A 23686-nucleotide genomic window follows, 5' to 3' on the forward strand; every position below is an offset into this window, starting at 1 on the left:
ACAAACAACCTGATTTGGGAATCCTACGATTCTCTCAAAACAGGAAACGCTCTAGCGTGCGCACGACGATACCCTCGATCGACGTCAAGGCCAGCGAAGCGGTGCGAGCGGCCCTTTCGGCGATCGGACGGACCGAGGACCTGCGCTTTTCACCGGACAACCGGCTGTTGGCGATTGCGGCGTTTGCGCGCAAACGCTGCCTGATCCTGCGTGTCGATGTCGAGACGGGATCGGGCGGTCCGGCTATCACGATCCATGATTTCATGGAGTTGAGGTCTGACAGCATCGGGGAGGTTCATGGCCTCGATTTCATCGATGACCGGACCTTGGTGGTCGCCAACCGCGACGGGCAGCTTGCGATATTTGCACTGCCCGTGGAAAGCATGGCAGGGCAGGCCCAGGAGATCACTGCCCTTCGCCGGATCAACGGCAGGCCTTTTTGCAAACTCAACGCACCCGGCTCGGTGGTCGTCCTGCACGAACCGCGCGGCAGCATCAGCCTGCTGGTCTGCAACAACTACACGCATGTGGTCACCCGGCACGTGGCTATCCGCTGGCTGGGTTACCGGACGAGCAGGAACCGGCCTTTGCTCGGGAATGGTCTGGACATTCCCGACGGCATCGCGATCAGCCATGATGGCCAATGGATCGCCGTCAGCAGCCACGGCACCAGGGACGTGAAGCTTTACCTCATGTCCCCATCGCTTGGGCCTGACACCGAACCGGCAGGCGTCCTGCAGGATGCCGGCTATCCGCATGGCGTGCGTTTTACCGATGACGATCGGCACATCCTCGTCGCCGACGCTGGCAGCCAGCTGGTTCATGTCTATGCCAGCAATGGTGACTGGAGAGGCTGTCGCGCGCCGGCGCGCTCGGTTGCGATCCTCGACGAGGAAACCTTCCTGCGCGGCAGGGCCAGTCCCGAGGAAGGTGGGCCGAAAGGCCTCGATATCGACCGCTCGAACAGCGTCGTGGCGGTGACCTGCGAAGAGCAGGCGCTGGCTTTCTTCGCGCTGCCGTCTGTACTCGGTGGCGTTGAAAATTGCCGGCAAGGCAAGGCCCATGCATCGGCGTAGCGACGCAAGAGAGGTCAACCCGGCATGGAATTAGAATGACGGATCGACGCTTCGGCGCTATGATACGGACATAGGGCGTTTGGGGCCAACCTGACCATTAGGAGGTTGCCATGAAGCACCAAACACTGGACCAACTGCATGCAGTGGCCGAGGTCAACACACGGCCGGTAATGAGCCGAACCCAGCGTCTCATACGTTGGGCCGAACTCCTTGAACGTGAGCCCAGCCGGCTGCTGACCGCGCTTGCCGGGACCGAATACCGTGCGCCGCCGGAGCGCGATGTCATGCGAGGCGATGGTTCGCCGATAGCGGTTGCCTTCACGGACCCCATTTTGCACGACGAGGGTCTGAAAGACGACAGTTATGGCGAAGCCAAGCGCTTCTTCGAACTGACTGACCACCAACTGCACGAGATCGTCTGCTACTGCCATGTCGGCGAGGTGATGCAATCGTCCAGGGCAGCACTTTCCGTTCGCGCCGCGATTGGCTGACGCATGTCCACCAGGTGATCACCTGGTGCCGGGATGATTTAGGGCGCGGTCGAACGCGAAGCTGATCGCGCCCTAACGAGGAGCAGGTTTGGGACTGCCAAGGGTTTGTCCGCGCAGCGGCGGGCAGTGGTAGGGCCTTGGCGCCCGGACAAAATGCTACGGTTCTGATTGTTCATCGCGGAGGGTGCGACCGCTTGCCGGCGCCAAAAATCGGGGACCTCGAACAGAGCAATATCGGCCTGTCCCCGAGCATTTGATTATCAATCGCTTTGAATTTTTCCGACTTAACCCGCCCTTAAATCGCCGCATCTACTCTTCAACCCGACGCCATAGTCACCGGGACAGACAGCACAGCGCATGGCGAACCGCAGGGACAGCCGCATAGAACCCAGTTTCGAGGGACCGCCCCGAGCGGGATCCTCGACGGGTCTTTCGGTGAGCGAGGAGGATCGCGTCGTGCCAAGCAACCGCAAAGCTCCCGCAAAACGCAAGCCGGCCAAGGGGAAACCGTCGCGCGGCGGGCGCAGCAGGAGCCGGCGCGGCCTGTTCGGCGTGCTCGGCCGGCTGTTCTACTGGTGCTTCGTGCTCGCCATCTGGGGCGGCATCGCGGTTGCCGGCATCGTCGTCTATTACGGCGCCAAGATGCCCGCGGCGACGACCTGGTCGATCCCCGACCGCGCGCCCAACATCAAGATCGTCTCGGTCGACGGCCAGTTGCTGGCCAATCGCGGCATGAGCGGCGGCGAGGCCGTCGGTCTGCACGAAATGTCGCCCTATATTCCCGAGGCTGTCATCGCCATCGAGGACCGCCGCTTCTACTCGCATTTCGGCATTGACCCGATCGGCCTGTCGCGTGCCATGGTAACCAACCTGGTTGGCGGGCATTTCTCGCAGGGCGGTTCGACGCTGACGCAGCAATTGGCCAAGAACCTGTTCCTGACGCCCGACCGCACGCTGGAGCGCAAGGTGCAGGAGGTGCTTCTGGCGCTGTGGCTGGAGCACAAGCACACCAAGGACCAGATCCTCGAAATGTACCTCAACCGGGTCTATTTCGGTTCCGGCGCCTATGGCGTCGAAGCGGCTTCGCGACGCTATTTCGGCAAGAGCGCGCGCGATGTCAGCCTGTCGGAAGCCGCATTGCTTGCCGGCCTGTTGAAGGCGCCGTCGCGACTGTCGCCGGCGCGCGATCCGAAGGCTGCAGAGGAGCGCTCGCAGCTGGTGCTCGCCGCCATGCGCGACGAGGGCAAGATCAGCGATAAAGAACTGAAGATGGCGCTGAGCGCGCCGGCTACGCGCTCGCCGTCTTACTGGACCGGCTCGGAAAACTACGTCGCCGACACCATCATGGAAGAACTGCCCGACCTGATCGGCGACGTGCGCGGCGACATCGTCGTCGACAGCACGGTCGACCTGACGCTGCAGAAGCTGGCCGAACAGTCGATCCGCAGACTGATCGACGAAAGCGGCAAGAAGCTCAACGTCACCCAGGGCGCCCTGGTGTCGATCGACGATTCCGGCGCGGTGCGCGCCATGGTCGGCGGCTACGACTATTCGACCAGCCAGTTCGACCGTGCCTCGGAAGCGCGGCGCCAGCCGGGTTCGGCGTTCAAGCCGTTCGTCTATATGGCCGCCCTCGAGGCTGGCCGCACGCCGGACAGCGTGCGCAACGACGCGCCGATCAAGATCGGCAACTGGACGCCCGACAATTACGGCGGCAAGTATTTCGGCAAGGTGACGCTGGCCACCGCGCTGGCCAAATCGCTGAACTCGGTCGCTGCCCAGCTGACCATGGAGGTCGGGCCTAACGCCGTGGTCGAGGCGGCGCACCGCATGGGCATCCAGTCCGACCTGCTGGCCAACACTTCGATCGCACTTGGCACCTCGGAGGTGACGCCGCTCGAACTGACCTCGGCCTATGTGCCGTTCGCCAATGGCGGCTACAAGCCGGACATCCATTTCATCCGCCGCGTGACCACCACCGGCGGCAAGGTGCTCTACGATAGCGGTGGCGGCAGCGCGCCGCGTGTCGTCAAGCCCGAGATCGTCGGCATGATGAACTCGATGATGACGGGCACGGTCGAGACCGGTACGGCGAAGAAGGCGGCTTTCGCCTGGCCGTCGGCCGGCAAGACCGGCACCAGCCAGAATTCGCGCGACGCCTGGTTTGTCGGCTATACCGCAAATCTCACCACCGGCGTCTGGTTCGGCAACGACGACGGCACGCCGATGAAGAAGGTCACCGGCGGCGCGCTGCCGGCGCAGGCCTGGCACGAGTTCATGGTCGCCGCGCATGAGGGCGTGCCGGTGCGGCCGCTGCCCGGCACCTGGAAATCGACGCCGGCCGACACCGTCGTGCCAGACGAGATACCGTCGGCAGACAACTCGCAGCCGGCACCTGTGCCATCCGCGTCCGTCGGCCAGCAGGCGCCCGCGGTTTCCGCGGCGCCGCCACCCGCGCCAGTTCGCGTCGCGCGCCCGGCACAGACCGTCGATGCCGAGGGCCTCGGCATGCCGGAGGACGGCGGCGCCACCGCGTCGATCAAGCACCCGGTGCCACCGGGCAACGTCGGTGGTCCGCTCAAGAAGCGACAGACCTCGATTCTGGATATCCTCGGCGGCGGTTGATCCGCCTCTCGCCAGCGCGGCGTGGTTCGGCTACACCTCCGGCCCGGAGACCGCGACATGGCTGAACTCGACACCAGAAAGACCATCGTGCTGACCGGCGCCAGCCGGGGCATCGGCCACGCCACCGTCAAGCGCTTTTCGCGTGAGGGCTGGCGCGTCATCACCTGTTCGCGCCAGGCCTTTGCCGAGGACTGCCCGTGGCCGGCCGGCCCCGAGGACCACATCAAGGTCGATCTCGCCGACCAGGAAGACGTCGGCATCGCCGTCTCGGAAATCCGCCATCGGCTCGAGGCGCATGGCGGCCAGCTGCACGCGCTGGTCAACAATGCCGGCATTTCGCCGAAGCTCAAGGACGGCAACAGCCGCATGGATTCGATCAACACGCCGATGCATGTCTGGCGCGATGTCTTCCAGGTCAATTTCTTCGCGCCGATCATGCTGGCGCGCGGGCTGTTCAAGGAACTGGCGGCGGCCAAGGGTTCGATCGTCAATGTCACCTCGATCGCCGGCACCCGCGTGCATCCCTTCGCCGGTACCGCCTATGCCACATCGAAGGCCGCACTTGGCTCGCTGACGCGCGAGATGGCGCATGACTTTGGTCCGCATGGCATTCGCGTCAACGCCATCGCGCCGGGCGAGATCGACACCGCGATCCTGTCGCCGGGCACGGACAAGATCGTCGAGACAATCCCGCTGCGGCGACTTGGCACCACGGCGGAGGTCGCCGACATCATCTTCTTCCTGTGCTCGCAGCAGGCGTCCTACGTGACGGGCTCGGAAATCCACATCAATGGCGGCCAGCACGTTTAGAAGTCAGATCGTCTTGGCGCGTCCCGCTAGGCTTCCGAGGACCGCCATCAGCAAGGTGACGGTGGCGCAGGCGCCCAGAGCCAAGCTCCAATTCCCGGTCGCGTCATGGGCAAGACCGGCTAGCGGCGGGCCTGCGGCCGCCAGCGAATAGCCAAGGCATTGCGCCATTCCCGAAAGTGCTGCCGCCTCCTGGCTGTGCGAGGCCCTCAGGCTGACGAACGAGAGGCCAAGCACGAAGGCGGCACCCGCGCCGAAGCCAAACAGCGCTACCCAAAGTGCCGCAAGGGCCGGAATCTGCCACAGGCCCAGCAGTGAAAGACAGGTGATCAGCGCCACGCCGATGGCCATGGCTCGCTGGTCCTTCATACGTTTGACGGCGGTGCCGAGCAGCAGACCGGGGATCGCGATTGCCAGTTGACACAGCCCATGCAGCGAACCCGCGGTCGCCGCCGAATAACCTGCCTGCGCCAGGATGGAGGGCAACCATCCGACGATCACGTAGAAGACCAGCGAGGTGAGGCCGAGAAAGCCCGTCACCTGCCAGGCAAGGGCCGAGCGCCAGATGTGCCCCCGGTCATGCATGGATGATGCTTCCCGCTGCGGGGCGGGCGGCATCTGAAGCTGAGGAGCCCAGGCAATCAGGGCCGCGAATGGAAAGATCAGTGTGCAGGCAAGCGACAGGTGCCAACTCGATCCCGGCAATTGAGCAAGCGGGATCGCCGCTGTCGATGCCAATGCTTGCGAAAGTCCGGACACGATAGCATAGAAGCCGGTCAGGCCGGCGACCCGGTTGGGAAAATCGCGTTTCAGCAGGCCCGGTAACAGGACGTTAGCGACAGCGATCCCGGCCCCAAGCGTGCCGGTGCCGACGAACAGCGCCCAGAGAGGGCCAGTCGAGCGCAGGGCAGTACCGGTCGCAACCACAAGCAGCGCGCCGAATAACGACCTTTCGATGCCGTATCGGCGCGCCAGTCCGGCCGCGAAGGGTGAGATCGCCGCGAACGCCAGCAAGGGGAGGGTTGTGAGCCCCCCTGCTTCGGCGGCGCTGATGCCGGTGGTTTCGCGGATCATGCCGAGCATCGGCGCCACGCCGGTGATGGGCGCGCGAAGGGTCGAAGCGATCAGCATGATGCCGACCAGGAGAAGTCCCTGGCCGCCGGTTGTCCTGACAATTTCTCTTGCCGTCATGGGAGGCCCTCCTGAAAATGATCGCAAAATATCGCCAGCTGTTTCCAGCTCGCGCGGGAGCGCGGCGTCGTTGACCGAAACGGTCAGCTCATTCGGGCACGGTGAGAACGGCCTTGCCGCTGAAGCTGCGCTCTCGCAGTGCGTTCAGGGCCAGGGCGATGTCTGTCCACGGCAGGGTCAAGGCCACGCGGGTTTCCAGACGGCCAGCGGTGACCAGAGCGAGCAGCGAGGCGATGTCCGCGCCTATGCCGGAGCCGGACGTGTAGTAGGCGAAAGTCTGAAGCCTCGCGCCCTCGTGACCCGGAACGAACTGGCGGAACCCGATGGGCGTGAGTTCGCCGCTGCTTGAGCCGAACATGACGATGGTGCCGCCAGGCGCGACGCGTTCGATCGCGTGTGCGAGGCTTTCGCCGCCGACCGACTCGGTGATCAGGGAAAACGGTCCCTCGGCCAACCCGATCGATTCGACAACCTGCTCAGCCCCAAGGCCGCGGAGGTCCTCGGCATGTCGGGCGGCGGCGATCGCGGTCACCGAGGCGCCCTGCTCGCGGGCGATCTGGACCTGGAAACGACCGACCGCGCCGCTTGCACCGGTGATCAGGACCCGCTGGCCGGCGAGGTCGCCGCCGAGGCGCAGGGTCCGCAGTGCCGTCGTGCCGGCGACTGGAAACGTGGCGGCGGAGGCGAAACCGACGTTATCCGGCAGGACGGCAAGGCGGTCGGTTGGAACGGCGACACGTTCGGCCCAGCCGGACTGGTCGACCAAAGCAGCAACCCGGGCGCCAACGGCTGGCCCGGAGCCATCGGCTGCTGCGCGTTCGACAACCCCAACGATGTCCTGGCCAGGTATCCAGCCGTTCTGACGTATGGCGAGCAGGCGCAATTCACCGCGGTTCAACGAGGTCGCGCGGACCGAGATCAGCGCTTCGTTCGAGGCCGGCTGAGGCTCGGCGAGCTCCGCGAGCCTCAACCCGGCAGCGCTTTCGGGAGAGATGACTAAGGCGAGCATGGTTCGGCCTCCGAGTTACTCATTGGAAGCCCAAGCCTATCGACTTTCCCGGTCGGTTAATTTAGCTATTATGGCATTTGGTCGCTAAAAACCGTCTACCATGAGACAGCCTCTCCGCTATCCCTGGCTCAATTTCGATGTGGATGAGTTTTCCACCCCGGCGATTGTCGTGCGCGTTGACGTCCCCGACACCAGGGCCGAGGTGCCCGACCATTGGCATCGCAAGGGGCAACTCGTCTTCGCGCTGGGCGGCGGGGTCACCTGTCGCGTTCCCAGTGGCTTGTGGATGGTGCCGCCGCATTGCGGGGTGTGGATTCCCGGCGGCATGGAGCACAGCAACATCGCGACCGCCAATGCCCGGATTTTCTTCGTCTACATTGAGCCGGGAGCCACCGATCTGCCGGACCGGTGCTGCACGCTTTCGATCTCGCCGCTGCTGCGCGAACTGATCATCGAGCTGGCCGACCGCGTGGAGGATGATGAGGCGAGGGGCGAACTCTTGACCAGGATCCTGCTCACCGAACTGCCTCGCATGCCCGTCCAGCGGCTTCATCTGCCGATATCGTCCGAGCCGCGCCTGAAGCGGATCGCCGAAGCGTTGGCGCAAGATCCTGCCGACCGCAGCACGCTGGCGGAGTGGGCCAATCGCGTCGCGCTCAGCGAGAGCAGTCTCGCCCGTCTCGTCGTGAAGGAGACTGGCTTGAGCTTCGGCCGCTGGCGCCAGCAATTGCACTTGATCGTCGCAATACGGGAGCTGGCCTCCGGGGCGAGCGTGCAGCAAGTTTCGGGCGATCTCGGTTACGACTCCGTCACGGCCTTCATCACCATGTTCAAGAAGGCGCTTGGGAAGCCCCCGGCGAAATATCTCAGCAGTGTCGCGCAAAATGGCGGCTCTGCCTTCGTCGCGTGATTGCTCTCGCTTGCGCACAGCCGAGGCGATCACATTGCCAGCACGTGTGGGCGAGCCGAGATTGGTTCAGGGAGCGCTTAGGCTGCTGACGGCTCCGGCTTGTGCCCGAACACCTCTTCGACTATGCCCCGCGCGATCTCGCGCTCGCCCATGATGACGGTGTCGGCGCCGAGGCCCTTGAGATGCTCGACCTCGGCGTCGGAATGGGCGCGAGCGATGACGTTGATGCCGGGATTGGCGGCGCGCGCCCGCATTACGATCTGTCCGGCCTCGAAGGCATTGGGAATGGCAAGGATCAGGCGCTTGGCGCCTTCAGGATTGGCGGCGGCGAACACGTCGGCGTTGGCCGCGTTGCCGGAGACGGTCTCGATGCCGTCGGCCTTCAGTCTGGCCAGTGTCTTGTCGGCGTCCTCGATGACGAGGAAGGGCAAGGTTGCCTGTTTCAGCGCCGCGCCGACGAGGCTGCCGACACGACCATAGCCGATCAGGATGGCGTGGTTGGTGAGGCTTGTCCTTGGCGGCGGCCCGTCTTCCCCGTTGGTTGTTGCCACGACCGAGGCAACCTGGCCCGGTTCCGTCGCCGGACCGACCGGCTTTGCCTCGACCGGCGGCGCCGTCCTGGCGGCGCGGGCTTCAAGCCACGGCTTCATCCAGTCGATCGCGAGGAACATCAGCGGGTTGAGGACGATCGACAGGATGGCACCAGCCAGGATGAGGTCGCGACCCTGTTCGGGTAGAAGCTTCAGTCCGACGCCGAGTTCGGCCAAAATGAAGGAAAACTCACCGATCTGGGCAAGGCTGGCCGAGATCATCAGCGCGGTGGCCAAGGGATAGCCGAAGGCAAGGACGATGACGAACGCCGCCAACGACTTGCCGATAACGATGATGGCGAGCGTCGCCAGGATCGGCCAGCCATTGCTGATCAGGCTGAACGGATCGAACAGCATGCCGACCGAGACGAAGAACAGCACCGAAAAGGCATCGCGCAGCGGTAGCGATTCTTCCGCCGCGCGATGGCTGAGCTCGGACTCGCTCATGATCATGCCGGCGAAGAAGGCGCCGAGCGCCAGCGAGACCCCGAACAGTTTTGCCGCGCCGAAAGCGACGCCGAGCGCGATGGCCAGCACGGCCAGCCGGAACAATTCACGCGAGCCGGTATGGGCGACATAGTGCAGGATCCACGGAATGACCCGGCGCCCGACGACCAGCATGACGACGACGAAGGCGGCGACCTTGGCCAGCGTGATGCCGACAACGCCCCAGATGCCGTAGCTGGCCGGCAGCGACAGCAAGCCGCTGGCGTGGGCATCGGCCTGTTCCTGGCCGCCGAGCACGCCGGCAAGTGCCGGCAAAAGTACCAGCGCCAGCACCATGGCCAGATCCTCGACGATCAGCCAGCCGACGGCGATGCGGCCGCGCCCCGTCTCGATCAGGCGGCGCTCCTGCAAGGCGCGCAGCAGCACCACGGTCGAGGCGACCGAGAGTGCCAGACCAAAGACCAGTCCTGCTCCCATCGACCAGCCGAGCATCCAGGCAAGCCCGGCGCCGAGCGCGGTGGCAAAGCCGATCTGGACGATGGCGCCGGGCACGGCGATGGCGCGCACCGACAGCAGATCCTTCAGCGAGAAATGCAGGCCGACGCCGAACATCAGGAGGATGACGCCGATTTCGGCCAGCTCGTTGGCTAGGCCGGCATCGGCGACGAAGCCCGGCGTGTTCGGTCCGACCAGCACGCCGGCTACGAGATAGCCGACCAGCGGTGGAATGCGGAAGCGGTTGGCGAGAGCGCCGAAGACGAAAGCCAGCCCCAGACCGGCGACGATGGTGGCGATAAGGGGCGTGTCATGCGGCATTGTCTATGGAGCGCCTTTCAAATCTGAGATGTCGGATGTGCGCCGCCCAAAGCCGCCGCCTGTTTGCAATATGGTGGATGGGATGACGGCGATGCAACCCGCAAGGGCATGAAATCGACGGTGAACCCGCAAATACCCGACCGGTGTCCGAGGAAGCCGCCGATCGGTCTTGAGTTCCGCGATGGCAACGATCAGGCTGCCTGCAACAAGGCCTCGATCTCGAATATGGCGTGATTGGTCAGCGTCTTGGGAATTTCGGCAGTCACCTTGTCTTCGACCTCCTTGTGCAGTTTCTTGCGCATGGCTCCGAGCACTACCGGCGGAGCGACAAGCACGATCTCGCCGAACTCACCGCTGTGCGCGAGCTTGTAGAGCCGGGCGGCGATCTCATCGGCGAAACGTTCCTTGCCGATCCGATGCCAGTCCGTATCCTCGACCGCGCTGCGGTGCACGGAGGGACCATCATTGTATCGGCCCGGGCTGTCACTGCCTTGCTCGCGGGTGGGCGGGTTGTCCTGCTCCATTTCCTGCACGACCTCGAGATTCGGATATTTGTTGTCGCCGGCATTCCTGAGGAAAAGTGCCTTCTCGCCATCTGCCACCATGACCCAGATGCCGTGCTTCAGGTTGATCGTGTTCATGATGACAGGTTCCTTTCTCCGCTGCCGGGAAGCCTTGCCACGCTCCAGACAGGTTTCGATTTCGGGTGATGGACGTTCTGGCAACGCGTTTCGAACCGGTAATGTTCCACCGCGAAGGCCCAGCCGAACGCCGTCCGCCCGACGCCGGAGGCAAGGGCCCACCGGCCGGCGACTTTAATCTACTGAATTGGTAGAAATTAGAAAAAACTGTTTTGCGCGATAGGGCGCTGACGGCTAAAAAGGGCTCAAATCAAGGGCCGCTCCAGCGACTTGATTCCGCCCTGTGCGCCGATGTGGAATATTTTTCTCCTGCCTTTCGCGGTTGCGAAAAAGCGATTGCCTGCCATCGCTGGATGCGCGAGTGCTTTGCTTCTGGTTTTTCGCACCCAGGCGTAGAACTGCCAAACTGTTCCCGGATTGCTTTCGTCATGCCGCAGGCCAATGCCAAGCTCAATGCCTTTCCCGTCTTCATGCGGGTCGAGGGCGAAGCCGTGGCCATTGTCGGCGGCGGCGAAGAGGCGCTGGCCAAGGCGCGGCTGATGGGACAGTCGAGCGCGGTCTTGCGCATTATCGCCGAAAACGCCGAGCCGGACCTTTTGACCTTCATCGCCCAGAACAATTTGACGCGCGTCGCCGCGTCCTATGACGCCGGCCATCTCGAAGGCGCGGTCCTGGTGTTTGCGGCCAGCGGCGACGAGGCACTCGACCGCCGCGTTGCAGCGGACGCACGCCGGCTGGGCATTCCGGTCAATGCCGTCGACCGGCCGGAGCTCTGCGATTTCTTCACCCCGGCGCTGGTCAACCGTGCACCGGTCGCGATTGCCATCGGCACGGAGGGCGCCGGCCCGGTGCTTGCCCAGATGCTGCGCACTCGCATCGACCAGATGCTGTCGCCGTCGCTTGGACCGCTGGCAGTGCTGGCCGCTTCGTTTCGTGGTGCCGCCGAGAAGCTGCTGCCGAAGGGCAATGCCCGCCGCCGTTTCTGGAGGGGCTTCTTCCAGGGTGCTCCGGCGCGGGCTGTCGAAGCCGGCGAGCTGTCGCAGGCGCATGATGCCGCCACCGACCTGTTGCTGTCGAACGCGCCCGCCTCGGGCCATATCGCACTGGTCGGCGCCGGCCCCGGCGCCGAGGATCTTCTGACGCTGCGCGCGCACCGTCTGCTGATGGAGGCCGATGTCATCGTTCATGACGCGCTGGTGCCGGAGGCGATCGTCGCCATGGGCCGCCGCGATGCCGAGCGCCTGCCGGTGGGCAAACGCAAGGGCTGCCACAGCAAGAGCCAGGCCGAGATCAATGCGCTGCTGGTCGAACTCGGCCGCGAGGGCAAGCGCGTCGTGCGGCTGAAGTCGGGCGACCCGCTTGTGTTCGGCCGGGCCGGCGAGGAGATGGCCGCACTGCGCGATGCCGGCATCGCCTATGAGGTGGTCCCAGGCGTCACAGCGGCCTTCGCCGCCGCCGCCGATTTCGAACTGCCGCTGACGCTTCGCGGTGTGTCCTCGTCGATGGTGTTCACCACCGGCCACGACCTCAAGGGCAATTCGTTGCCCGACTGGGCCAAGCTCGCCATTTCCGGCGCCACCGTCGCCGTCTATATGGGCCGATCGGTCGCGGCCGAGGTTGCCGGCCGGCTGATCGAGGCCGGTCTGTCGCCGGATACGGCGGTCGCCGTGGTCGAGAATGCCAGCCTTGCCAATCGTCGCCGCTTCCACGGCACGCTTGCCGACCTGCCGTCGCTCGAAGCGCGTGCCGATCTGACCGGCCCGGTCATGACCATCATTGGCGACGCGGTCGCCGGCGCCAACTTTGAACGTTCCGAGCCGCTCGCGGCACACAGGCATGAAAGCGCGGCAGCCGCCGCTGCCGAAGGAGTTGAACAATGAAGATACTGACCGCCAACCGCCTGACCGACGGCATTGCCGTCTGGTATGCCGATGGCGGCTGGGCCGAGACGGTGGACCATGCCGACCTCGCCCATGACAAGGCGGCCGAGGATCGCCTGGAGGCGATCGGCGCCAAGGCCTATGCCGACAATGAAGTGGTCGACGTCAATCTGATCGACGCGGATGTTGTCAACGGCGCTGTCGAGCCGGTGCGGCTGCGCGAGAAGATCCGCGCCGCCGGCCCCACCATCCGCAACGATCTCGGCAAGCAGGCTGCCTGAGCGGCCCAACAAGACACCGGACACGGGCGGACGCGCCCGGAAAGACGAAGCATGTACCGTTACGATGAGTTCGACCACGATTTTGTCCAGGCCCGCGTCGCTGAGTTCAGCGACCAGGTCCAGCGCCGGCTTGCCGGCGAGATCACCGAGGACCAGTTCCGGCCGCTCAGGCTGATGAACGGCGTCTATCTTCAGCTGCACGCCTACATGCTGCGCATCGCGGTGCCCTACGGCACGCTGAACGGCAAGCAGTTGCGCATGCTCGGTCACATCGCCCGCAAATACGACAAGGGCTACGGACACTTCACCACGCGCCAGAACATCCAGTTCAACTGGCCGGCGCTGTCGGACATTCCGGCGATCCTGGCCGATCTCGCAAGCGTCGAGATGCACGCCATCCAGACCAGCGGCAATTGCATCCGCAACGTCACCGCCGACCATTTCGCCGGCGCGGCCGCCGACGAGGTCGCCGATCCGCGCCCCTATGCGGAGATCCTGCGCCAGTGGTCGTCGGTGCATCCGGAATTCTCATTCCTGCCGCGCAAGTTCAAGATCGCGGTGACCGGTGCCGAGCGCGACCGTGCCGCCATCCAGACCCACGACATCGGCCTGCACCTGAAGAAGAACGCTGCCGGCGAGCTTGGCTTTGCCGTCTATGTCGGCGGCGGCCAGGGCCGCACGCCGATGGTGGCCAGAAAGATCCGCGACTTCCTGCCGGAAGCCGACCTTCTGTCCTACTGCACGGCGATCCTGCGCGTTTACAACCTCTATGGCCGCCGCGATAACAAGTACAAGGCACGTATCAAGATCCTGGTCCACGAAACCGGCGTCGAGGAAATCACCCGCCAGGTCGAGGCCGAATGGCAGGAGTTGAAGGACGCCGAGCTGAAGCTGCCGGAGGCCGACATCCGCGCCATCGAGGCCTATTTCGCGCCGCCGGCGCTGACCGACCGGCCGGAAGGCGACCAGGCGGTCAAGCTTGCACGCCTGGATTCGAAGGGCTTCTCGCAGTGGCTCGACCAGAACGTGGTGACGCACCGCCATCCCGACTACGCGGCGGTGACCATCTCGCTGAAGGGCATCGGCGAGGTTCCGGGCGACGCCTCGGACAGCCAGATGGAAGCGGTCGCCGACATCGCCGAGAAATATGCCTTCGATGAACTTCGCGTCAGCCATGAGCAGAACCTGATCCTGCCGCACGTGGCGCGCGCCGACCTCAAGGCGGTCTATGATGCGCTGGTCGATATCGGGCTGGCGACGGCCAATTCCAACCTGATATCGGACATCATCGCGTGCCCGGGCCTCGACTATTGCGCGCTGGCGACGGCGCGCTCGATCCCGATCGCGCAGGAAATCTCGCGCCGCTTCGCCTCGCTGGAGCGGCAGCGCGAGATCGGCGAACTGAAGCTGAAGATTTCCGGCTGCATCAATGCCTGCGGCCATCACCATGTCGGCCATATCGGCATACTGGGTGTCGAGAAGAAGGGCTCCGAACTCTATCAGGTGACGCTTGGCGGCTCGGCCGACGAGAACACGTCGGTCGGCGAGATCATCGGCCGCGGCTTCTCGTCGGAAGAGATCACCGACGCCATCGAGCAGATCGTCGAGACCTATCTCGGCCTTCGGCTCAACCCCCAAGAGAAATTCATCGACGCCTACCGCCGTGTCGGTCCCGCGCCGTTCAAGGAGGCGCTCTATGCTGGCGAAGCCAAGGCCGCTTGACCATATCGTCGACGTCGATGACGGCATCGCCGCCAGGGCGGCGGGACTCGATGCGCTTTACGGTCATCTGAATCCGCTCGAGATCATCGAACGGTCGGCCCGTGAACTGTTCCACGACGAGATCGCCGCGGTGTCGTCCTTCGGGGCGGATTCGGCGGTGCTGCTGCACATGATCGCCAAGATCGACCGCACGCTGCCGGTCATCTTCCTCGACACTGGCAAGCATTTCGAGGAGACGCTCGGCTATCGCGACGCGCTTGTCGCCGATTTCGGGCTGACCAATATCCGGGTGATCAAACCCGAGGAAGCGGCGCTCGAACGGATCGATCCGACGGGCAATCTGCACCAGAGCGACACCGACGCCTGCTGCGACGTGCGCAAGGTCGAGCCGCTGGCGCGTGGTGTCGCGCCGTTTCGTGCCTGGCTCACCGGCCGCAAGCGCTTCCAGGCCGCGACGCGGGCAGCGCTTCCTGTGTTCGAGGCGGTCGGCCCGCGCATCCGCGTCAATCCGCTGGCGCACTGGACGACATCGGACCAGGCCGACTATATGCGCGCGCATGCGCTGCGCGAAAATCCGCTGGTCGCCTATGGCTATCTGTCGATCGGCTGCTTCCCGTGCACGCAGCCGGTGCAACCCGGCGAGGACGCGCGCAGCGGCCGCTGGGCCGGCCACGCCAAGACCGAGTGCGGCATTCATCTGTCGGGGCTGGAGAAGTCGCTGACCGACGCATCGCTTTAGGATGTGCTTATATTCAGGTGAGGCTGGCCTGCAAACGGCAGCTTCCTGCGCTTCCGGTGCTCACGTACTTCAAGTACGCTCCGCTCCGGTTCTCGGAAGCCGCCATTTTCGGCGCAGCCTGACCTGAATCTTAACACATCCTTGGCTCGTTTGAATATTTAGGAACTTTTTTGATGACTGAACCGACGACACCGGAGACCCGCCTGTGGACCCCGACGGGTTTCCGTGAGGATGAGTGGGCTCATGCCGAAAGCGCCGAAGCGCTTGCCGGCAATGGCCGCTTCATCCTGCCGCTACAGGCGTTCCTCGACCTTGACCCGCAAGTGCGCCGCTCCGCCAAGGAGCGGCTCGGCGTCGTGCTGCAGCCAGGCGATCAGCTCGAGAAGATAGCCGACCTGCTCGACCAGCTGTCGCTGGTGGCGCTGGCCTTCCCGGCCTTCAGCGACGGCCGCTCCTTCTCCAAGGGCGAACTGCTGCGCGGGCGCTATCATTTCAAAGGCGCGGTGCGCGCCACCGGGCAGGTTCTCGTCGACCAGTTGCCGCATATGCTGCGGCTCGGCTTCGACGAGTTCGAGATTTCGAATCCGGTGCTGTTGAAGCGCCTGGAAGAGGGACGCACCGGCGGGTTGGGGCTCTACTACCAGCCAGCCGCCGTGCCGGAGCCCAAGGGCCCAAAGTATTCCTGGCGGCGGGTACGGGCCGGCTGAATCTCAAGGCTCCTTGGGTTGACGCTGCGGTAATTCCGAGCGTCTTTACATCAGCGGTGATCAGGCCTTCTCTTGGTCGTCCGGACGGAAACATCCGCCGGGTGCCAGGAGGAAACCATGGATTTCGACTATGTCATCGCCGGTGGCGGGTCCGCCGGCTGCACGCTTGCCGCGCGGCTCTCCGAGGATCCATCGAAAACGGTCTGCCTGATCGAAGCCGGCGGCGAGGGCAGGAACCTGGTCATCCGCGCCCCGGCGGGTCTCATTGCTCTGCTGCCCGGCAGGCCCAAGATCAACAACTGGGCATTCGAGACGGTGCCGCAGCAAGGGCTTGGCGGCCGCAAGGGCTACCAGCCGCGCGGCAAGGCGCTGGGTGGCTCCAGCGCCATCAATGCCATGCTCTATACACGCGGGCACCGCGGCGACTATGACGAATGGGCCGACCTCGGCTGCGACGGCTGGTCATGGGACGAGGTGTTGCCCTATTTCCGGCGCGCGGAAGGCAACCAGCGCGGCAGCGACGCCCTGCACGGGGGCGACGGGCCGCTGCGGGTCGCGGAGCAGCAGGAGCCGCGCGCCCTGTCCCGGGCCTTTGTCGAGGCCTGCGGTGAAAACCAGATCCGTCGCAACGATGATTTCAATGGACCAGAGCAGGAAGGGGCGGGGCTTTATCAGGTCACGCAATTCTGGGGCGAACGCCGCAATGGCGAGCGCTGCTCGGCGGCCGCCGCCTATCTGCATCCGGTCATGGACCGGTCGAACCTGACCGTCATCACCGGAGCGCATGCCACGGGCATCGTCCTTGACGGCAAGCGGGCCACCGGTGTGCGCTATCGCGCGGGCAAGGACGATGTCGTTGTGAAAGCCAGGCGCGAGGTCATCGTCTGCGGCGGTGCCTTCGGCTCACCGCAGCTCTTGCTGCTTTCGGGGATCGGCCCGGCTGTCGAGCTTGCAGCGCACGGAATTCCGATCGTTCATGAACTGCCCGGCGTCGGCAAGAACCTGCAGGATCATCTCGATTTCATCATGGGCTGGACGTCAAGGAATGCCGACATGATGGGCATCGGCCTGCGCGGCCTGCCTGGCCTGCTGCGGCATCTGCGGCGCTGGCGCAAGGACGGCGGCGGCATGATCGCGACGCCTTACGCGGAGGGTGGCGCCTTTCTCAAATCCGACCCGGCGATAGACCGGCCCGACCTGCAATTGCACTTCTGCATCGCCATCGTCGATGATCATGGCCGCAAGCTGCATATGGGTTATGGCTTTTCCTGCCATGTTTGCGTGCTTCGGCCGCATTCGCGCGGCGAGGTCGGGCTGTCGACGCCAAATCCACTGGCGCCACCCCGCATCGATCCACGTTTCCTGTCCGACGAACGCGACGCCGAGCTGTTGCTCAAGGGCGTCAGAATGATGCGCGGCATACTGGAGGCGCCAGCGCTGGCCAAATACCGCAACAAGGAGATCTACACCGCCGGCGTTTCGAGCGACGCAGAGCTGATGGCGCATATCCGGGCCCGTGCCGATACGATCTATCACCCGGCGGGCACCTGCAAGATGGGCACCGACGATATGGCGGTGGTCGATCCGGAGCTGCGCGTGCGCGGCATCAAGGCTTTGCGGGTCGTCGATGCTTCGGTGATGCCGACGCTGATCGGCGGCAACACCAATGCACCGACGATCATGATCGCCGAAAAAGCGGCTGACATGATCAAGGCGGCTGCCTGACCGGACTTCTGGTCGAACCAGTGGTGTCATTTTTGCCTGCTGTGAAACGCCATGTGGCGACGTCGATGGCAATTGACATGAATTGGTCTTACCAATTGTGCGATTTATGCTTTCCCTTTCGCCGTGCTGCCCTTAGGATAGGGCTATTATTTCGCGATCCGAAATAAATATCGCCACAAAGGGAGGAACCGGGAATGGCTGGCAAGAAGATATTGATGCTCGTTGGCGAGTTCAGCGAGGAGTACGAGATTTTCGTCTTTGAACAGGCCATGCATGCCGTCGGCCACACGGTGCATGTCGTCTGTCCGGACAAGAAGGCGGGCGATATATTGAAGACGTCGCTGCACGATTTCGAAGGCCACCAGACCTATACGGAAAAGCCAGGCCACGACTACATCCTCAACAAGACGTTTTCCGAAGTGGACCCGGCCAAATACGACGCCGTCTATGCGGCTGGCGGGCGCGGGCCGGAATACATCCGCATCGACAAGCGCGTACAGGCGCTGGTGCGGCATTTCCACGAGGCGGGCAAGCCGATCTTCACCATCTGCCATGGCGTGCAGATCCTGATTGCCGTCGACGGCGTGGTGCGGGGAAGGGAAGTCGCGGCGCTGCATTATTGCGAGCCGGAAGTGACGCTCGCCGGTGGCATCTATATCGACGTCGCGCCGACCGGCGCGCATGTCGATGGCAATCTCGTTTCAGCCAAGGGCTGGCCGGGCTTGTCGAACTTCATCCGTGAATGCCTGAAGGTGCTGGGCACGGAAATCCGCCACGGCGAGATCCTGATGCGCGATGAGCGCCAGGCGGCTTGATCCAGGAGTTTGCCAATGCCGCCGCGCCGCATGGCGCGGCGGCACCCGTTTGTTTCTACGCAATTCCGGACGGAAAACCGCCGCACACTTTTCCTGGAATTGTTCTAGAAGTAACGCTTGAGATTGCCGCGGATGCGATCCAGTACGGTGTCTCCGGAGAGGTCAGGCAAGAACGCCTTGCCTGTGATCGCTTCATAGGCCTGCGCATAAATCCGTGAGGCCTGATTGACGATCTCGTCAGGAATCTTCGGGATCGGCTCCTTGTACGGGTCGCATCGGGCCGAGACCCACGACCGGATGAAATCCTTGTCGAAACTGTCCGGCCGCGTGCCGTTTTCGAGTGCCTGCTCATACGTCGACGCGATCCAGTACCGGCTGCTGTCAGGCGTGTGGATCTCGTCGGCGAGCACGATGGTTCCGTCCTTGTCGACGCCGAACTCGTATTTCGTGTCGGCGAGGATCAGGCCGCGTTCGGCGGCGCGTGCCTGGCCTCGGGCGAACAACTGCAAGGCGTAGCTTGACACGGTATGCCATTGCGCCGGCGTGAGGAGACCTCGTTCGATTATTTCGGCTTCGGACAGAGGCTCGTCATGACCGCCATCAAAAGCCTTGCTCGTCGGGGTGATGATCGCTTCGCGAAGTTTTTCGTTTGCACGCAACCCGTCCGGCAGGACGGTTCCATACATATCCCGCTCGCCATTCTTGTATTTGGTCAGGATCGACGTGCTGGTGGTTCCCGCCAGATAGCCACGAACGACAATTTCGACCGGCAGGATTTCGAGCCGGGTGCCCACGACGACGTTCGGGTCGGGATATTCAAGAACATGGTTCGGGCAAATATCGGCAGTCTCTTCAAACCAGTACCTGGCGATCTGAGTCAGGATCTCTCCCTTGAACGGGATTGAGGTCAGGATGGTGTCGAAGGCACTGATACGGTCGGTGGCGATAATGATGCGCCGCCCGTCCGGCAGGTCGTAATTTTCCCGTACCTTGCCGCTGTAGCGGTTCGGAAGCTCGGGGATAAAAGCATCTGAAAGTACGCGCGGATCGCTCATTGGTGCATGTCGTTTGCCGATGGTCGCCGCAAATTGCCCGAAGCTCGATGCTTGACCCATGAATGTCGATTGGTTTTAGATCGCCGCCCGTGCCTCGCGGAACGACACCAGCTTCCGGCGGTTTTCGTCCCACAACGCCAGTTTGACGCAGCGCAGGCTTTCGAGAAGCGTGACGCGTCCGATGCCGCGCAGTTCCGGATAATCCCGCAGCACTTCCTGCAAGCGGTAACCCGGTACCCTGGCGGAGAGGTGGTGGACATGGTGGACGCCGATATTGCCGGTAAACCAGTTCAGCACCGGCGGCAGGTCGTAGTAAGATGATCCGTGCAGGGCGGCATGCTGGAATTCCCATTCGGAATCCTTTGCCCATTCGGTCTCCTCGAACTGGTGCTGGACGTAGAACAGCCAGATGCCGGCCGAGCCGGCGAGGATGACGATCGGCAGATGGACCACCAGGAACGCGCCGGGGCCGACAAACCAGATGAGAAGGGCTGCCGCGACCGCGATAGCGAGGTTGGTGGTCATTGACGACACCCAGGGCGTCAGGCCGCCCCGCATCATGCCGATCGGCAGCCTTTGCTCGAAGATGAACAGCCAGATCGGTCCTAGACCGAACATCACCAGCGGGTGGCGATAGAGACGATAGGCAAGCCGGCCCCGCCAAGACATTTGCCGGTATTCGGCAACGGTCAGCGTCCTGATATCGCCCATGCCGCGCTCGTCAAGGTTACCGGCGCTGGCATGATGCGTCGCGTGGGCGCGCCGCCAGCAATCGTACGGGGTCAGCGTCAGGACGCCGAGCGCGCGGCCGATCCAGTCGTCGGCATAGCGATTGGCGAAGAAAGAGCCATGGCCGCAATCGTGCTGGATCATGAAGATCCGCACCAGGAACCCGGCCGCGGGAAGGATGAGGATCAGCCCCCACCAATGGCCATAGGCATAGGCGGCCGAGGAGAGGCCCCAGAGCAGGGCGAAAGGAATGAGGGTGATGGCGAGTTCGATGGCGCTGCGACGCCTGTCAGGCGTCTTGTAGCGCGCCAGAATCTTCAGCCACGCGCGCTTGCTGCTGGCCGCCGTCTCAGGGGAAATCATGTTCATCAGGGATGATAGACGCCGGAGGATGGCGCCGCAAGGCGATCTTCACGTGAAATTACTGCGCGTAATTGTCGCGCGATAGGCGATGTGAGGCCGGTCTTCTGGTGCTGGAAGGCTGGAATCGCGGGGTGCCGGCTATTGGCGTCCGCCACCGGCGGTGCTGCTTTCCACGCAGTCCAGGCGGTCAAGCAATTTCCTGAAGCGATCGGGAATGTCGGCTTCGGTACGGAAGGCTGGCAAGGTCCGCAGAAAGCGCGTCGTCGCCTCGGCGCCGAATTGACGTTTGACTTCGGCAGCCAATCCTTCTGTCTTTTCACCCTTGTTGCGGGTCATCTCTCAAAATCCTGTGTCGGCTTCGAAACTCCTCCAGCAAGGGAATGGTTCCCCGATCACGCCTTTGTGGCAAGCAAAGCTGGCGGTTACGGTAAAGTTTGAATTAAAATCGAAATGTCTTGCCATTCCTCGCTCAGCCCTGCCGACAGCCTTACCCCTTGATTTTTGGCCGCCAAACCTCGATATCGGGCACAAAATCCACACCATTCGAGATTGACGGGAAACGGCGATGAGCGACCAGGCAAAAGACGAACGCGCGCCCGACGAAGCCGAGGCGACCGAGGCCAATGCCGAGCGTACGGAAGGCAGCATCGACGGCGACTATGAAGCGCTTGTGCGGCTGCTGAAGGAAAATGAAGAGCTGAAGGACCGCGCGCTGCGCGTCGCGGCCGAGATGGAAAACCTGCGCCGCCGCACCGCGCGCGACGTGCACGACGCGCGCACCTATGCGGTCGCCAATTTCGCTCGCGACATGCTGTCGGTGTCGGACAATCTGCGCCGCGCGCTGGACGCTATTCCGGCCGAGGCCAAGGCATCCGGCGACGCCGGCTTCAAGGCGCTGATCGAAGGCGTAGACCTTACCGAGCGCGCCATGCTGTCGGCGCTGGAACGGCACGGGGTCAAGAAGCTCACGCCGGAAGGTGAGAGATTCGATCCCAATTTCCACCAGGCGATGTTCGAAGTGCCCAATCCGGATGTCCCGGCCAATACCGTGGTCCAGGTCGTGCAGCCGGGTTATTCGATCGGCGAGCGGGTGTTGCGCCCGGCCATGGTCGGCGTCGCCAAGGGCGGTCCCAAGCTTGCCGCCGGCGAAACGCAGGTCGAGCCGGGTCCGGTCAATGACGAGGCCGAGAAGGACGCTTGATTAGGTGAGTAGCAGTAGGCAGTAGGCAAATAAGGCAGTGGTATTAATCGCGCGGCTTCGTGCTATTCATATGCCCTTATTCCAATCCCTACTGCCTAATCCCTATTGCCTCATGCTCATGAACCCCATCGCGCTTCTCGATTATGCCGGTGTCGCCGTCTTCGCCGCGACCGGAGCGCTTGCCGCTTCGCGCAAGCAGCTCGACATTATCGGTTTTCTGTTCCTGGCCAGCGTCACCGGCATCGGTGGCGGCACCTTCCGCGATCTCATCCTCAATGTGCCCGTCTTCTGGGTGGGAAACCGCGACTACGTGCTGATCTGCGCGGTGGTGGCGGTGTTGGTGTTCTTCACCGCACATCGCGTCGAATCCCGTTACAAGCTGCTGCTGTGGCTCGACGCCATCGGCCTAGCCGCCTTTTCAGTGATGGGCGCGGCCAAGGGACTTGCCATCACCGGCTCGCCGGCGGTGTCTGTGATCACCGGCATGCTGACCGCGACTTTCGGCGGCATATTGCGCGATCTGCTGGCCGGCGAGCCATCGGTGCTGTTGAGGCCGGAAATCTATGTCACGTCCGCCCTGGTGGGGGCTGCCGTCTTCACTGCAGGCGACGTCGCCGGCCTGCCACAGATCGTTTCGGGGCTGGCCGGGTTCGCAGCCGCATTCATCGTGCGCGGTGGCGCACTCCGTTTCGGCTGGGCGTTTCCGTCCTACAAGAGTCGGCCCGGCCGGCGGCCGGAAGACATTCCGTGAAAAGAAAGTGAATAGCCGATAGGGAGTAGCGAATAGGAATGGCGGTCCGCAGGATTGCGGCGTCGCTATTCGCTAACGTCAGGCCGCGAAGCGCTGGGCTTCCCCGCCATAGTAGTTGACGTAGCGGGCGCCGATTTCCTTGACCGGCATCACCACGAACACGTCGACCGTCGAGAACTCGCGGTCGATGACGCAGCCGTCGCCGATGCGCGCGCCGACGCGCAGATAGCCCTTGACCAATGGCGGCATTGCCGCGATCGCCGCCTTGGCGTTGACCGCCTCGATCGGCATCAAATCCATCGAGCAATAGCGCCCGGAGACTGCGCGCACGTCCCAGGCCGAGTTCGTCCGGCAGTGGTGGGCGAGGTAGGTGAACGCCTCGGCATGCGCCGCCGGCACCGTGCCATGGAAAGAAGCGCAGCCGGTCATCACACCGATTTCGTAATGGTTGATGTAGGCCCAGATGCCTTGCCACAGCGCCTCGATGGTGCGCTTCGAGCGGTATTCGGGCAAGACGCAGGAACGGCCGAGCTCAAGGAAACGCTGGCCGGGATGACGGGCGATGAGCTGGGTCAGCTCGAATTCGCCTTCGGAATAGAACCCGCCGGCCGCGGCCGCGATCTCTTGCCGCAGCAGGCGATAGGTGCCGACGATGCGGCGATGTTCGGGGCCCGAAAGCGAGGTATCGAAGACGAGCAGATGGTCGCAGAGCGGATCGAACCGGTCGGCGTCGCGGCGGTCATGGGCCTGGAACAGATCCCTCCTGGCGCCGAGCTCGTCGTAGAACACGCGGTAGCGCACTTCCTGAGCGGCCGCGATCTCGGCCTCGTTGCGGGCGAGCCGCACTTCGAGATTGCCGATACGGCCGAGTGCCGCGCCTTTTATGACGGAATCGACGTTACGGCCGGCAAGCAATGCGCTGCTGGCGTTCGGCCGAGTGTCACATTCCGGCATAACTGTATGCACGAGTGATTCTCCTTCGAGCCATCCCTCTTGGCACGGGGATACGGTGTAGGTGCAACAGGATTGTGACAGTACCGTGATACGACGTCGCGGGCAATACTTCGTCGGCTGGCGAAGACCGTCAACCGGCTACGTTATGTGAGGATACGGGT

The 23686-nt window shown here is 63.6% G+C and carries 22 protein-coding genes; 14 read left to right on the plus strand and 8 right to left on the minus strand.

Going from position 1 to position 23686, the window contains the following annotated elements; translation table 11 throughout:
* Nucleotides 1-56 precede the first annotated feature (56 nt).
* The 4 genes from NR193_RS13535 to NR193_RS13550 all read left to right on the plus strand — a co-directional run bounded on the left by NR193_RS13535 (nucleotide 57) and on the right by NR193_RS13550 (nucleotide 5002).
* On the plus strand, nucleotides 57-1076 hold the full coding sequence (locus tag NR193_RS13535) for a lactonase family protein (RefSeq protein ID WP_256751321.1): 1020 nt from the start codon (nucleotides 57-59) through the stop codon (nucleotides 1074-1076).
* A 110-nt stretch (nucleotides 1077-1186) separates the two neighbouring features.
* Nucleotides 1187-1567 (plus strand): hypothetical protein, encoded by a 381-nt coding sequence (locus tag NR193_RS13540; RefSeq protein WP_256751322.1) that lies wholly within the window; start codon nucleotides 1187-1189, stop codon nucleotides 1565-1567.
* A 357-nt stretch (nucleotides 1568-1924) separates the two neighbouring features.
* The gene (locus tag NR193_RS13545; RefSeq protein ID WP_256751323.1) at nucleotides 1925-4192 is read left to right on the plus strand and encodes a transglycosylase domain-containing protein; all 2268 of its coding nucleotides are present in this window, start codon (nucleotides 1925-1927) and stop codon (nucleotides 4190-4192) included.
* Between the two features lie 57 nt (nucleotides 4193-4249).
* Complete coding sequence (locus NR193_RS13550; protein ID WP_091583310.1) at nucleotides 4250-5002, plus strand: SDR family NAD(P)-dependent oxidoreductase; 753 nt, start codon at nucleotides 4250-4252, stop codon at nucleotides 5000-5002.
* A gap of 3 nt (nucleotides 5003-5005) precedes the next feature.
* On the opposite strand, the gene NR193_RS13555 is transcribed toward NR193_RS13550, so the two are convergent.
* Together NR193_RS13555 and NR193_RS13560 are read right to left on the minus strand one after the other, a co-directional pair.
* Complete coding sequence (locus NR193_RS13555) at nucleotides 5006-6190, minus strand: MFS transporter (RefSeq protein ID WP_256751324.1); 1185 nt, start codon at nucleotides 6188-6190, stop codon at nucleotides 5006-5008.
* An 88-nt stretch (nucleotides 6191-6278) separates the two neighbouring features.
* The gene (locus tag NR193_RS13560) at nucleotides 6279-7199 is read right to left on the minus strand and encodes a zinc-binding dehydrogenase (protein WP_256751325.1); all 921 of its coding nucleotides are present in this window, start codon (nucleotides 7197-7199) and stop codon (nucleotides 6279-6281) included.
* Between the two features lie 100 nt (nucleotides 7200-7299).
* On the opposite strand from NR193_RS13560, the gene NR193_RS13565 reads away from it, so the two are divergent.
* Nucleotides 7300-8109 (plus strand): helix-turn-helix domain-containing protein, encoded by an 810-nt coding sequence (locus NR193_RS13565; RefSeq protein ID WP_256751326.1) that lies wholly within the window; start codon nucleotides 7300-7302, stop codon nucleotides 8107-8109.
* Nucleotides 8110-8186: 77 nt separating this feature from the next.
* Here the strand turns inward: NR193_RS13565 and NR193_RS13570 are convergent, their stop codons facing one another.
* On the minus strand, nucleotides 8187-9962 hold the full coding sequence (locus NR193_RS13570) for a cation:proton antiporter (protein WP_256751327.1): 1776 nt from the start codon (nucleotides 9960-9962) through the stop codon (nucleotides 8187-8189).
* A gap of 191 nt (nucleotides 9963-10153) precedes the next feature.
* Nucleotides 10154-10603 carry a host attachment protein gene (locus tag NR193_RS13575; protein ID WP_256751328.1) on the minus strand — a complete coding sequence of 150 codons (450 nt, stop codon included), beginning with the start codon at nucleotides 10601-10603 and terminating at the stop codon, nucleotides 10154-10156.
* Between the two features lie 428 nt (nucleotides 10604-11031).
* Between NR193_RS13575 and cysG the strand changes: the two genes are divergently transcribed.
* The 7 genes from cysG to NR193_RS13610 all read left to right on the plus strand — a co-directional run bounded on the left by cysG (nucleotide 11032) and on the right by NR193_RS13610 (nucleotide 18472).
* Nucleotides 11032-12483, plus strand: coding sequence for a siroheme synthase CysG (gene cysG, locus NR193_RS13580; RefSeq protein WP_256751329.1), 1452 nt, complete (start codon nucleotides 11032-11034; stop codon nucleotides 12481-12483).
* Nucleotides 12480-12764 carry a DUF2849 domain-containing protein gene (locus NR193_RS13585; RefSeq protein ID WP_256751330.1) on the plus strand — a complete coding sequence of 95 codons (285 nt, stop codon included), beginning with the start codon at nucleotides 12480-12482 and terminating at the stop codon, nucleotides 12762-12764. Before cysG ends, NR193_RS13585 begins: the two co-directional genes overlap by 4 nt.
* A 51-nt stretch (nucleotides 12765-12815) precedes the next feature.
* Entirely contained in the window at nucleotides 12816-14486 is a 1671-nt protein-coding gene (locus NR193_RS13590) for a nitrite/sulfite reductase (RefSeq protein ID WP_256751331.1), read from the plus strand.
* Nucleotides 14461-15225: a phosphoadenylyl-sulfate reductase gene (locus NR193_RS13595; protein WP_256751332.1), complete on the plus strand. Its 765-nt coding sequence runs from the start codon at nucleotides 14461-14463 to the stop codon at nucleotides 15223-15225. The genes NR193_RS13590 and NR193_RS13595 overlap by 26 nt, the downstream gene beginning before the upstream one ends.
* Before the next feature lie 173 nt (nucleotides 15226-15398).
* Complete coding sequence (locus tag NR193_RS13600; RefSeq protein ID WP_256751333.1) at nucleotides 15399-15932, plus strand: DUF934 domain-containing protein; 534 nt, start codon at nucleotides 15399-15401, stop codon at nucleotides 15930-15932.
* Nucleotides 15933-16049: 117 nt separating this feature from the next.
* The gene (locus tag NR193_RS13605) at nucleotides 16050-17657 is read left to right on the plus strand and encodes a GMC family oxidoreductase (protein ID WP_256751334.1); all 1608 of its coding nucleotides are present in this window, start codon (nucleotides 16050-16052) and stop codon (nucleotides 17655-17657) included.
* Between the two features lie 194 nt (nucleotides 17658-17851).
* The gene (locus tag NR193_RS13610; protein WP_091583276.1) at nucleotides 17852-18472 is read left to right on the plus strand and encodes a DJ-1/PfpI family protein; all 621 of its coding nucleotides are present in this window, start codon (nucleotides 17852-17854) and stop codon (nucleotides 18470-18472) included.
* 104 nt (nucleotides 18473-18576) lie between these two features.
* On the opposite strand, the gene NR193_RS13615 is transcribed toward NR193_RS13610, so the two are convergent.
* From NR193_RS13615 to NR193_RS13625, 3 genes are all read right to left on the minus strand, one after another.
* Nucleotides 18577-19527, minus strand: a complete 951-nt coding sequence (locus NR193_RS13615) for a phosphoribosylaminoimidazolesuccinocarboxamide synthase (protein ID WP_256751335.1) — start codon at nucleotides 19525-19527, stop codon at nucleotides 18577-18579.
* 75 nt (nucleotides 19528-19602) lie between these two features.
* On the minus strand, nucleotides 19603-20625 hold the full coding sequence (locus NR193_RS13620) for a fatty acid desaturase (RefSeq protein WP_256751336.1): 1023 nt from the start codon (nucleotides 20623-20625) through the stop codon (nucleotides 19603-19605).
* A gap of 132 nt (nucleotides 20626-20757) precedes the next feature.
* Complete coding sequence (locus tag NR193_RS13625; RefSeq protein WP_256751337.1) at nucleotides 20758-20955, minus strand: hypothetical protein; 198 nt, start codon at nucleotides 20953-20955, stop codon at nucleotides 20758-20760.
* Nucleotides 20956-21184: 229 nt separating this feature from the next.
* On the opposite strand from NR193_RS13625, the gene grpE reads away from it, so the two are divergent.
* Both grpE and NR193_RS13635 read left to right on the plus strand, forming a co-directional pair.
* Complete coding sequence (gene grpE / locus NR193_RS13630; protein WP_256751338.1) at nucleotides 21185-21820, plus strand: nucleotide exchange factor GrpE; 636 nt, start codon at nucleotides 21185-21187, stop codon at nucleotides 21818-21820.
* A 118-nt stretch (nucleotides 21821-21938) separates the two neighbouring features.
* Nucleotides 21939-22571 (plus strand): trimeric intracellular cation channel family protein, encoded by a 633-nt coding sequence (locus NR193_RS13635; protein WP_256751339.1) that lies wholly within the window; start codon nucleotides 21939-21941, stop codon nucleotides 22569-22571.
* Nucleotides 22572-22649: 78 nt separating this feature from the next.
* On the opposite strand, the gene NR193_RS13640 is transcribed toward NR193_RS13635, so the two are convergent.
* Entirely contained in the window at nucleotides 22650-23525 is an 876-nt protein-coding gene (locus tag NR193_RS13640; protein WP_256751606.1) for a GNAT family N-acetyltransferase, read from the minus strand.
* Between the last annotated feature and the right edge of the window lie 161 nt (nucleotides 23526-23686).

Source organism: Mesorhizobium sp. Mes31, from assembly GCF_024519675.1.
GTDB lineage: Bacteria > Pseudomonadota > Alphaproteobacteria > Rhizobiales > Rhizobiaceae > Mesorhizobium.